Here is an 11270-nt window from a genome sequence, read left to right as displayed (position 1 = left end):
CCGATTTTGGTCGCTTGTTTAGTTTACAAACCTTACCCGTGGAATGGAGGGTCTATTTAGCAAACGATCTGGTTTTTCCTCATCCATAATTTAGCTAATCAACAGGCCTGGAAAAAGTACAACTAATTCGGCTGAAATCAGCCGTTTGGGGTGAACGGGCCTCCATGAAGTGTACAAAATCCCACTAAAGCCCGTTCAAGCCAGAATTCCAGCCTATTAGTGTTACTTTTTACACTTCGCTTCCGTTCCCTATGAATCTCCTTGCGTTCCATCAGCGTGTTCAGGTTCTCCGGTTCATTTCATATAAGCCGGTTCCATTCATATACATTAAGTTTCTTTATTGTGTTTTTTAAAGATTACAGAACCACCTCCCGCTTAAACAGAGGAGCGGACGGACGGATTGTAGAACAGCGGCAGCGGCCGCCTGGGTCTCCGGATTTTCACCGCTAAGGGGAATGAAAAAAATCTGGAGAGCACAGCGACCCAGACAACGCTCCGTTCGCGGAGCCGTCCACTCCAAAAGCCTACGTATATCCTGCGCAAGTGAAAACGGCTTCGCCGTCCTTATAAGGGACAGAGTGTTTCAGCGGGAAATAGAAGGATCATTTCATTTAGTGTGCCAAGCATATAAATTCTATTTTAAAAAAACTCCCGCTTTGCATGGTCAGCAAAGCGGAAGTTCTAATTGTACATGTATAGTTTTTATTGCCATACACCCCGGACCCAGGAGAGCAGACGCAGATCCTGCCCGTGTCCGCCGATCACGGACAATCCGAGCGGCAAGCCGCCGGGGCCTGATATGGGGAGCGTAACCTGCGGCAGACCGGCTAAGCCGGCTATGCAGCTGAGCATCATCGCGCCGCTGCGGTTCAGCTCCAGCTGTGCCAGATCCCCGCCGCGCAGCGGTGCGGGCCCGGGCACGGTTGGGAGGACGAGGCATCCGTCCTCTCCGAGCAACTGCCGCAGCCGGGCGGCAATCTCCGCGCGCATCGCCTGCGCGCGGCTGTGGTCCTGCCCGGCCAGGCCTGCCGCCCATGCGAAGCGGGCGGCGATATCAGGGCCGAAGAGCGGCTGCACCCGCTCAATCCACGCCCCATGGGTCGCCCATATCTCGGCGCCCTGCAGTTCCCTGAAGACATCCATCCATGTCTTCAGCCCCTCCGGCGCGATCTCTGCCGCGCCGGACCGTCCCGCACCGGCCTCCAGCCTCCGCAGGCCGCGCTTCAGGCCGGCCGTGCTCTCCGCACCGGCCAGCGCCCAAGCCTCCGGCACGATATGCAGCGTGCCCATCGTGCCGTCCCTGCTGCCCGGAGCTGCCCCGCCGAGCAGGACCTCCCCGGCCCGCAGCAGCAGCTCCGGGCTGTCCGCGATCCAGCCCACGGTGTCGAAGCCCGGTGCGAGCGGAATCACGCCTTCCATCTCCACCGCCCCGTGCGTCGGGCGGAAGCCGTATACACCGCAGTACGACGAAGGCACGCGGACGGAGCCTCCCGTATCCGTCCCCAGGGCAAAATCCACACTGCCGGAGGCCACCGCCACCGCCGAACCGCTGGAGGAGCCGCCGGGAATGCGGCCTTCGGCACGCGGATTAACCGGCGTGCCATAGTGATAATTCTCCCCCCCGAGGCTGTACATCAGCTCATCGGTATGCGCAGCTCCCCGGAGACTCGCCCCCGACTGCAGCAGCTTGCGGATCGCTGCCGCATGCGTCAACGACGGCTGGTGGGTGCGCAGCCAGTCCGGATTGCCCGCCGAGGAACGGTGACCGGCCACCGCGAATACATCCTTGACAGCAAAGGCAAGCCCGGCCAGCGCCCCGGTCTCCGAGCCGGCGGCCACCAGATCAGGTTCTATAAATGCGCCAAATGCGCCATTTGGATTAATGCGCCCCATCTCTTCCCACGCTCCTCCCTGAACAGTATTTCGAATCAGAAGCAGTCTCCAGACCCAAGCTTTAGCCGGATTCCCGGAAACCACAGGCCATTACTTGAGTCCAATGCAGCATTAGCTGTAATTCTTGACCAAATTATATCCGTTGCCCATAGCAGCTTTATCCTCTGCTTGCACTTTCTGCAACAGACATCCATGCCGCTCTATTGCGGCGCTTCAAACGATGAAATTTTCGGGGAAGTCCCTCAATTGGGCCTCGCCAAATTCGAGGCTTCCATAACAATGCCCTCACTCCGGACAATGTTATTTCAGGATAGAATGCTCCTTGTTCAGCGGCGAATCGCATTCTGCTGTATTTTGTGCAGCAGAATATGGGCGCGGGGATCAAAACCACCGTTCTTACCTAATTCTGCTGTACAAAGTACACTAGTGCAACGTCTCGTAAATTCGTTCCCCCATGTAAACAAGGGGGTTACGAGGAAAGAACTTACGAGAGTTGCACCAGGCCCGGAAATAACGTAAGATATGCCGTTGTTGAAGCCCGGTTGGCCAGTTTGCTCCGAAATAACGGCAGATATGCCGTTGTTGGAGCCCGTCTGGCCAGATCGCACGGAAATAACGGCAGATATGCCGTTGTTGAAGCTCGTCTAGCCAGATTGCTCCGAAATAACGGCAGATATGCCGTTGTTGGAGCCCGTCTGGCCAGATCGCACGGAAATAACGGCAGATATGCCGTTGTTGAAGCCCGTCTGGCCAAATCGCACGGAAATAACGGCAGATATGCCGTTGTTGAAGCCCGTCTGGCCAGATCGCACGGAAATAACGGCAGAAATACCGTTGTTGGAGCCGAGCAACTGGCTAATAGCTGAAGCGCTCAAGTTCCCCCCTCGTTACGGGCGGGCTTGCTTACACAGCAAAGGCACAAAGCTCTTCCCCTGCAAGGGAGTCGCTTCCCATTAATCCTTGTGGTTCGCAAGGCAGTGCAAATGGACCGAAGCGCTTTGATTTGCCTTATTTTCCTTTAGAATTCTAACAGAGGGGAAAGAACTTCTGAACCGCTGCACTATATAGATTGAATTTGTAATTATTATAGTTTAGGTTGGGTCGTGACTCCAGAGAATGTTTGGACTTCCGGCCGCTGCCCATCTGCAGATTTCTTGATTTAATACCGCTGTTCGCGGTGGAAATCCGCAGACAAAGGCGGACGCTTCCGCTCCTACAGTTCCAAACTTCCCTTCCGCCACTCTTCCTTTTTCGATGATGTTTTTAAGTTCAATCTATATAGCTTCGGTTTTCCGGACAATTGAGAAGACATCCGCTGCAGAAAACACAACAGAATCCCCCGACCGAAGCTTCGCTTGAAAAGAGTTTCGAATCCGCTAACCTCTGGATTGCCCCTTCTTGCCTGTTCAGGCTCAAATGCTATACACCCCGTTCACCCGCCTACCAGCCAATCGCCGCCCCATCGCAGCGCGGGTCCGTCCCTCCGCTGCGGTAGCCGTTCGCGTCGATGGAAATCGCGTGCGCGTGGCCCACAATTCCATCATAGTCCCCCACCGGGCGCACCAGATGTCCGGCACCGGCGAGCTTGCCGAGCACCTCGGGCGCAACCCTGTTCTCCACCTTCAGCTCCTGGGTCGGCTCGCCCCAGGTTCTGCCCCAGACAAAACGCGGCGCGTCCACCGCCGCCTGCGGGTCCATGCCGTAATGCAGCATCCGGGTCAGCAGCAGGCTCTGGGTTTGCGGCTGTCCTTCGCCGCCCTGTGTGCCGTAAAGATAGGCCGGCTTGCCATCGAGGCAGGCCATAGCCGGCATCAGCGTGTGGAACGTACGCTTGTGCGGCTCCAGCGTATTGATGTGCCCGGGGTCCAGCGAGAAAAACGAGCCTCTGTTCTGCAGCAGAATCCCCGTATTTCCGGCGACGACACCCGAGCCGAATTCGAAATAGAGGCTTTGAATGAAGGAAACCGCGTTCCCCTCAGCGTCGACCACCGCCGCATAGGCGGTATCCCGGCCCACCGGCTCACTGCCCAGCGGTTCAGCCTGCGCAGGGGAAATCGAAGCGGCCAGCTGCGCAGCGTACGCCTTATCCAGCAGCTGCTCCAGCGGAATCCGGCTGAATGCAGGATCGGTAAGCACCCGGTCACGGTCGCGGAAGCTCAGCTTCAGCGCCTCTACGAGCAGGTGATAATATTCAAAGGAGCCATGAGCGATATCCCCAAAGCTGTAGCGTTCCAGAATATTCAGCGCCATCAGCGCGGTGAAGCCCTGGGAGTTCGGCGGGACCTGGAAGACCGTATGCCCGTGATAATCCGTAGATACCGGCTCATCCCAGTTCCCCTGATGGTCAGCCAAATCCTCCCGGGTGAGATACCCGCCGGAAGCCTGCATATAATGACTAATATCCTCGGCGATCTTTCCTTTATAAAAAGCATCCCGGCCGCCCCCGGCCAGGAGCCGCAGCGACCCGGCGAGCTGCTTCTGCACAAACCTGCCGCCGGCGGCCGGAACCGCGCCGCCGGGAAGATAGACCGCCGCCGCTTCCGGGGACAGCGCCGCTCCGGCAAGCACAGTATTGCTCCTCTGGTCCGGCGACAGCGGAAAACCGCCGGCGGCGTAGCCGATCGCCGGCTCCAGCACCTCCCCCAGGGTCAAGCGTCCATACTCGCGCTGGACCGCTGACCAGCTGTCCGCCATTCCGGGTACCGTTATGGCACTGCGCACACCCCGTCTCGGAATTGCAGCCTCGCCGGCGTAGCAGTCCCTGCGGACGCCGTAGCCGGAACGTCCGCTGCCGTTGTAGGCCCGGACGCGCCCCTCGCCGGCGCTGTAGGTAAGCCAGAAGGCATCGCCGCCCAGCCCCGTCATATGCGGATAGACCACAGCGAGCGCGGCGCTGACCGCTACCGCCGCATCGAAGGCGTTGCCGCCCTTTTGCAGCGTTCTTGCTCCGGCGGCGGATGCCAAGTAATGGGGGCTGACCACCATCGTTTTTGTGCCGATTACAGGACCTGTCGTCATGCTGCCCATCTCCCATTCCTCTCATTCAAGTTAGTGTCATTTAACAGCACCGTAAAAACCTTTGTCAATCGGTTTAAACAAAACGCACGCAGCCCTCCTGTTTTTTGTGAGCCATGCACAAAGTTTTGGAGGACCGGCTTCCGCAGTGTAGCTGTAAACCGGTGAATTGTATAGAATAAGCTCCAATACCAGACTATCGCTTTCAAAGCGGTTTTTAAAATTGCCAGGAGGATTTCACGTGAACCTAAAAGACAACCAATATATACAAATCACTGTCGCCATGTGCCGGACGGGCATTATCGGCTATGGCGGGGGGCCTTCCGTGATTCCCCTGATCCGCCATGATGCCGTGACCCGTTACGCCTGGCTGACCGATGATGAATTCGGGGAAACGCTGGCGATCGCCAACGCGCTGCCCGGCCCCATCGCCACCAAGATGGCCGCCTATCTCGGCTACAGGCTGAAGGGAGTCAGAGGCGCAATCCTCTCCGTGCTGGCGCACATCCTTCCAAGCGGCATCGCCATGATCGCCCTGCTCTCTGCTGTCAATTACCTGAGCGGCTCCAAGGTGGTTGCCGGAATGATCGCCGCCGTCTCGCCTGTGATTGCGGTTATGCTGGGACTCATGGCCTGGGAGTTTGCCCAGAAAGCCTTCAAGGGCCTCGGCAAGCGGACCGGAGCCGCCTTTCTGGTGCTTGCCCTGATATTGCTCGAAGTTCTTCATCTGCATCCGGCAATTGTAATTGTGCTCTTTCTCGGCTATGGGACCGTGCATTACCGGATTTTGGCGAAGAAAAATAAAGGGGGGACCGCCTGATGGAATGGCTGAAACTAATCTACGGCTTCTTTATGGCCAATCTGCTGGGATACGGCGGCGGTCCCTCTTCCATTCCGCTCATGTATGAGGAAATTGTTCCGCATTACGGCTGGCTTACCGATCAGGAATTCTCAAATATGCTGGCGCTGGGCAACGCTCTGCCCGGACCGATTGCCACCAAAATCGCCGTTTTCGTCGGCTATGATGTCTACGGCTGGCCGGGGCTGACCGCAGCGCTGCTCGCTACCGTGCTTCCTTCCGCTGCGGCGCTGATTGTCCTGCTTGGCTTCATGCACAAATACAAGCAGTCGCCCGTAGTAAAAGGCATGACCCTGCTTGTACAGCCCGTAATTGCCATTATGATGGTTACACTTACCCTGAAAATGGCCAAAGGCCCCGCCGAATCCATTGGCAGCTTGCAGACGCTGATCATTGCCGCAATCGCCTTTTGGGCGATGCAGAAGCTTAAGCTTCATCCTGCACTGGTGATTGTGGCCGCTTTTGCCTATGGCGGGCTTGTGCTCCGTTATATTGTCTAGCAGGGAGAGCCGCCGGCTTTCACTTCAAAATATACTGGGACAGCACAGCCTGCACCTCGTATATATTCACAGATTTATTGAAGGTTTTTTTCAGCGGCAGCGCGCTTCCCGAGACATAGAGACACAACTCCGCATCCAGATCAAAGTGTCCGGCCGTCTCCACCGAATAATGGGAGATGCTTTTGTACGGGACGGAATGATACTCCGTCTTTTTGCCCGTCACCCCCTGCTTGTCAACAAGAATCAGCCGTTTATCCGTAAAAATGAACATATCCCTGACCAGCTTGTAGGCCCGCTCGATCTTTTCCTGCGGAGCAAGAATCTGTGCGTACTCCCGCTGGACATCCGTCAGCGCAACCTGGGTCGCATTCCCCAGCAATCCGTTAAAAAGCGCCATAGAAGAGTCCCCGTTTCCTTGTCTGATTTGGCAAATGGTCCTCCGCCATATACTCATACTACTTGCGCACTCCATCAGATATGCACGGGCATAGCACATTTTCAAAATATAGAATTTATATGTTTCACACTATCAATTATCCTTCTATTTTTGGAGAAACCGGTGCCGCCTCTTTCAGAGGACGGCGAAGCCGTTTCTTCTGACTTGCATATTCATCGTTAATTGGTTAAACTGATTCTAAATTTGGATGAAGGAGGTGCAGGAGGAATGGATTACAATCGGACCAATAGTGTCAGCAGCCGGCTGATTAATATTATGGCTGGCATCATTCATGTAAATGCCGACAACGGGAGAAGTCTGTCCATTTACAAGAATTCAATAACACTACAACATTGTGAAATGCCTTTCCTGCCTGCGCTTCAACGGATGCTTTAGACCGGAGAACGAACAAGGCCGCGGGGAATTTCCCTGCGGTCTTTTTTTGAAATATAAGAATTTATATGCTTGGCATACTAAATGATCCTTCTATTTCTCGCTGAAACACCCCGTCCCTTAGAAGGACGGCGTAGCCGTTTCTGCTTATTTTTCCGAATGATGCGCAAGCAGTGACAGGGCATTCTTAAAAAGGAGAATACCCATGATCATCTCATGTCAAAATGTCCAAAAATACCACGGTGCCCAGCTCGTCTTGAAGAGCATCACCTTCGATATCCGCCAGGGCGAAAAAATCGGCCTCATTGGCCGCAACGGCTGCGGCAAAACCACCCTCTTCCATCTGCTGAGCGGGGAAGAACGCCCTGACCAGGGACAAATCTCCATCCGCAGAGGCAGCATTATAGGGCTGCTGGCGCAGATCCAGGAAGTAAGCGACGATGAGACGGTCTACGCCGTCCTGCAGCGCAGCTTCACCGAACCGCTGCAGTGGCAGGCCCGCCTGCGTGAGCTGGAGCTGGCAATGTCTTCTCCGGATGCCGGAAGCAGCGAACAGGGCTGGAATCGGCTGCTCAGGGAATATGGCACGCTGCAGGAGAAATTCGAAGCGGCCGGAGGCTATGAGATTGAAGCCTCCATCCAGCGTGTCGCGGCCGGGCTTGGAATCGGGACCGGGCAGTACAACCGCCGCTTCTCTTCCCTCTCCGGCGGAGAGAAAACCAAAGTCGGCCTGGCCGAGCTGCTGCTGCACCGCCCCGGCATCCTGCTGCTGGATGAGCCGACGAATCATCTGGATATGGAAGCCATCGAATGGCTGGAGCAGTTCCTGCAGGACTATGATGGCACCGTGCTGGCGATTTCCCATGACCGTTACTTCCTCGATGCCGTAGTCAAGAAAGTAATAGAGATTGAAGATGGCGAAGCCTACACCTTCCACACCAATTACAGCGGATATCAGATCGAGAAGGAAGCCCTGCTGCTGCGGCAATTTGCCGACTACCAGGAGCAGCAGAAAAAAATCAGGCAGATGCAGGAAAGCATCAAACGGCTGATTGAATGGGGCAACCGCTCCAATCCGCCCAACCCTTCCTTCCACCGCCGGGCCGCCTCGATGCAGAAGGCGCTGGACCGGATGGTGAAGGTCAAACGGCCAATTTTGGAGCGCAGAGCCATGGATTTGCAGCTGCAGCAGGAAGACCGCACCGGCAATCAGGTTGTCATTCTTGACCGGATCAGCAAAGGCTACGGAGATCGCTCCCTCTTCTCCGGGGTGAGTGAAATTTTGCGGTATGGAGAGACTGCTGCGCTGATCGGCGGCAACGGTGCCGGCAAGAGTACGCTGCTGCGGATCATTCTGGGCCACGAGCTGCCGGATGCCGGAAGCTGCACACTCGCTTCCAGAGCGGTTGTCGGCTACCTGGCACAGGAGGCCGTTCCCGAAGACGGGACACTGTCGGTGCTGCGGTATTTCCGCGGAGAAGCGGGCCTGGAGGAAGGTGAAGCACGGGGACAGCTGGCGCGTTTTCTCTTCTACGGAAGCGATGTGTTCAAGAGCATTGCCAGCCTCTCCGGCGGAGAATGGACACGGCTGCGGTTCGCCGTGCTGATGCACCGCCGCCCGAATCTGCTTATTCTCGATGAGCCGACCAACCATCTGGACATTGACTCCCGCGAGGCGCTGGAAGAAGCGCTGGAGGAATTTCCCGGCACCGTGCTGGCGGTCTCCCATGACCGTTATTTCATCAACCGCTGCTTCGGGAAGCTCTGGTCCATCACAGAAGGAAGATTCACCGCCTTCTCCGGAAATTACGAATACTACAAGGAAAAGCAGGCCGGGAAGGCAGGCGCAGATGGAATAGCGTCATACAACAGCAGTGTCAATAAACCCCGGCAGAAGGACAACGCACCCAAATCCGGCAGCAAGCATTCCTCCGCCAAGCCAGACGGTTCACCACAAGCGGCGTTCTCCACCCGCGGGGATGCCGGACGCAGCACTTCTTCGTCCGCCGCCGTCTCCGGCAAGTCCCGCCCCCAAGACTACTGGGAGCAGAAGATTGCCGCAGCCGAAGAGCAGCTCGGCTCCATTGATGCCAAAATGCTTGATCCAGGCATCTCCAGTGATGCGGTGAAGCTCGCAGAGCTGCAGTATGCCCGGCAAGCCGCTCAAGAGAAGCTGGATGAACTGTATGCCTGCTGGATGATTGAAGCTGACCAATAAACCGTAAAGGAACGGATGAATACTTTGAATGTCATTCAATCCCGGCATGCGGGTGGTCTGCGAGAATTTATAATTTCAATAGAGTAGCCCATGTCGCTGACATGGGCCTCTCACAGATCCGTACGTCAGACTGCAAAGTTTTATTTCCTCAAACCACGGTGTACTTCCGCCATCTCGCGGCGTACTCGGGACTTTCACCCGTTAGCACGATGCGCTGCCAAGCGCACAAAAGACGGAGGCGCATAACGCCTCCGTTTCTTCTGCATCTTAATCATCCCGGCATATTTTCCGGTTGATCTCCGTTGCCGCCCTAACTGAAGTCTGTTTTACAGAACGTACAGTCCTTCTTGCCTACTGCATTTCCAGCTCCTCTTCCGTCCAGTGAAGCTGCACGCCACAGTCTGTTAAAAGCTGCTGATAAGCTTTAAGATGGATCTTCGACCCGCAGACCTCGCGCGGCAGAACATTATGAGTGCAGGCGTAGACGGCCAAAAGCCCTGCGGCTTCGCCGATGTTCCACTCGGTCGGATGCAGGCGGTAGCACCCGTTTGCGATCTGCGTCATCGATATATTTTTGCAGGCCGGGAGCAAGTTCTTGACACGAACGGGAATCAGCGAGCCCAACGGAATTTCATACGGATGATTTGGAATGTAGAACGTGCGCTGGGACGCCGTCGTGGGATGAAGATCCAGATGATAGCTGCCGACACCCACGCTGTCCTCATAACGCATGGGGCCTGCCTCTCCGCGCAGCTCTTTGCTCACATCCTGCTCGGCAATTGTGTACAGCCCGCAGATTCGTCTTGCCTCCCGTATGTAGGGGGATTTCGCCAGCCCGTCCTCTGTCCCGAGCACATCCCCGCGCAGCCTCACGCCCGGATAGCCCTTTCCGCCATCCAAGCGCGGAGCCTCCGTCTGAAGCCAGTAGACGAGTGACAGCGTCAGTTGCCTGGCCGCCTTCAAATGCCGCTCCCGCTCCCTTGATGACACGCCAACCAGCGGACCATCATAATAATCGTTCAGCGCCCAGTTGAGCAGGGTTACTTCACCAACGTTCAGCGGCAGGCTCCAGATAGACGGATCGACAATCCGCCGATAATCCCAGAGAGACACAATCCCCTCTTCATTCGGAAACATGGTGAACTGCTTCAGCTTCGTTGTATCACTCGCATCGGATGCGTACCAACTGAGGATCGGGTACAGGGAAAAGGATGGAACATAATTCCGCCAATAGTCATATGCCTCAGGGCGCTCAATCGTGAAATCGCCGTCCGGCAAATAATCGACGGCGGCCACGTGCGTAATCGACTGCATATCGAGCGGGTCCGCTTCTTCCAGCGCATGCGGCTCCCCTGTCTCACTCCGTGATTCCGCACCGCTGACATGCTCGGCACCGGCAAGCGGCAGCAAATCCCCGCATTCCGTTGCGTCCAGATAGTAAGCGCCGTACAGCCGGATCTCTGCCCCGCTCTCCTTATGCAGGACCGTCACCGCCTACACTTCATTGTCAGCCGTCTCCGCATGAACGGGCACCGTAGCACTTTCAATCCACGCACTCGCGTGGAGTGCGACGACAAATATTCGCTGGCTGCAGCGCTTACGTATCTATTTCAATCCACGCACTCACATGGAGTGCGACGGAAATTATAGACATCATCACCACTGCCCGCCATGATTTCAATCCACGCACTCACATGGAGTGCGACTCCGGGGCTTCTCCGGGATACAGAGCGCCCACGATATTTCAATCCACGCACTCACATGGAGTGCGACTCGGTTGGCCAAACCTTCATTGTCTAGCTTTTGTAATTTCAATCCACGCACTCACAGTAAGCGTCAAACCTAACCCACCTATAAACCCCCGGCAAAGCATGAGATCATAGGCGTATCTTAAATCGAGGAGATTTGCCAGATGACCAAAGCCGAACAACGCCAGTATGAGTGGACAGAGCGCAT

At 56.1% G+C, this 11270-nt stretch carries 9 protein-coding genes; 5 read left to right on the top strand and 4 right to left on the bottom strand.

The window, feature by feature from the left end; genetic code table 11:
* Positions 1–702: 702 nt before the first annotated feature.
* Positions 703–1893, bottom strand: coding sequence for an amidase (locus HYD27_RS31345; protein WP_219221696.1), 1191 nt, complete (start codon positions 1891–1893; stop codon positions 703–705).
* Positions 1894–2435: 542 nt separating this feature from the next.
* On the opposite strand from HYD27_RS31345, the gene HYD27_RS31340 reads away from it, so the two are divergent.
* Positions 2436–2759, top strand: a complete 324-nt coding sequence (locus HYD27_RS31340; protein WP_219221695.1) for a hypothetical protein — start codon at positions 2436–2438, stop codon at positions 2757–2759.
* 574 nt (positions 2760–3333) lie between these two features.
* On the opposite strand, the gene ggt is transcribed toward HYD27_RS31340, so the two are convergent.
* Positions 3334–4911, bottom strand: a complete 1578-nt coding sequence (gene ggt, locus HYD27_RS31335) for a gamma-glutamyltransferase (RefSeq protein WP_219221694.1) — start codon at positions 4909–4911, stop codon at positions 3334–3336.
* A 238-nt stretch (positions 4912–5149) separates the two neighbouring features.
* Between ggt and chrB the strand changes: the two genes are divergently transcribed.
* Both chrB and chrA read left to right on the top strand, forming a co-directional pair.
* Entirely contained in the window at positions 5150–5728 is a 579-nt protein-coding gene (gene chrB / locus HYD27_RS31330) for a chromate efflux transporter ChrB (RefSeq protein WP_309242158.1), read from the top strand.
* A complete protein-coding gene (gene chrA, locus HYD27_RS31325) occupies positions 5728–6267 on the top strand; it encodes a chromate efflux transporter ChrA (RefSeq protein ID WP_219221693.1) in 540 nt (179 codons plus the stop codon). The genes chrB and chrA overlap by 1 nt, the downstream gene beginning before the upstream one ends.
* Positions 6268–6286: 19 nt before the next feature.
* Here chrA and HYD27_RS31320 read toward each other — a convergent pair whose 3' ends face one another.
* Entirely contained in the window at positions 6287–6664 is a 378-nt protein-coding gene (locus HYD27_RS31320; RefSeq protein ID WP_219221692.1) for a PH domain-containing protein, read from the bottom strand.
* A gap of 267 nt (positions 6665–6931) precedes the next feature.
* On the opposite strand from HYD27_RS31320, the gene HYD27_RS31315 reads away from it, so the two are divergent.
* Positions 6932–7099, top strand: coding sequence for a hypothetical protein (locus tag HYD27_RS31315; RefSeq protein ID WP_219221691.1), 168 nt, complete (start codon positions 6932–6934; stop codon positions 7097–7099).
* Positions 7100–7301: 202 nt separating this feature from the next.
* Positions 7302–9314: a ribosomal protection-like ABC-F family protein gene (gene abc-f / locus HYD27_RS31310; RefSeq protein WP_219221690.1), complete on the top strand. Its 2013-nt coding sequence runs from the start codon at positions 7302–7304 to the stop codon at positions 9312–9314.
* A gap of 351 nt (positions 9315–9665) precedes the next feature.
* On the opposite strand, the gene HYD27_RS31305 is transcribed toward abc-f, so the two are convergent.
* Positions 9666–10805 (bottom strand): FAD-dependent oxidoreductase, encoded by a 1140-nt coding sequence (locus tag HYD27_RS31305; protein ID WP_309242157.1) that lies wholly within the window; start codon positions 10803–10805, stop codon positions 9666–9668.
* Positions 10806–11270: the final 465 nt, after the last annotated feature.

This window comes from Paenibacillus sp. S150, assembly GCF_019352175.1.
Taxonomy (GTDB): Bacteria; Bacillota; Bacilli; order Paenibacillales; family Paenibacillaceae; genus Paenibacillus_AQ.
Note: the sequence above shows the minus strand (reverse complement) of the source record. Positions and strands in the feature narration are given on the sequence as shown.

Excerpts from the sequence above, each read along its gene's own strand:
- HYD27_RS31320 (WP_219221692.1), bottom strand. The coding sequence starts at position 6,664 with ATGGCGCTTTTTAACGGATTGCTGGGGAATGCGACCCAGGTTGCGCTG.
- ggt (WP_219221694.1), bottom strand. The coding sequence starts at position 4,911 with ATGACGACAGGTCCTGTAATCGGCACAAAAACGATGGTGGTCAGCCCC.
- HYD27_RS31315 (WP_219221691.1), top strand. The coding sequence starts at position 6,932 with ATGGATTACAATCGGACCAATAGTGTCAGCAGCCGGCTGATTAATATT.
- abc-f (WP_219221690.1), top strand. The coding sequence starts at position 7,302 with ATGATCATCTCATGTCAAAATGTCCAAAAATACCACGGTGCCCAGCTC.
- chrA (WP_219221693.1), top strand. The coding sequence starts at position 5,728 with ATGGAATGGCTGAAACTAATCTACGGCTTCTTTATGGCCAATCTGCTG.
- HYD27_RS31345 (WP_219221696.1), bottom strand. The coding sequence starts at position 1,893 with ATGGGGCGCATTAATCCAAATGGCGCATTTGGCGCATTTATAGAACCT.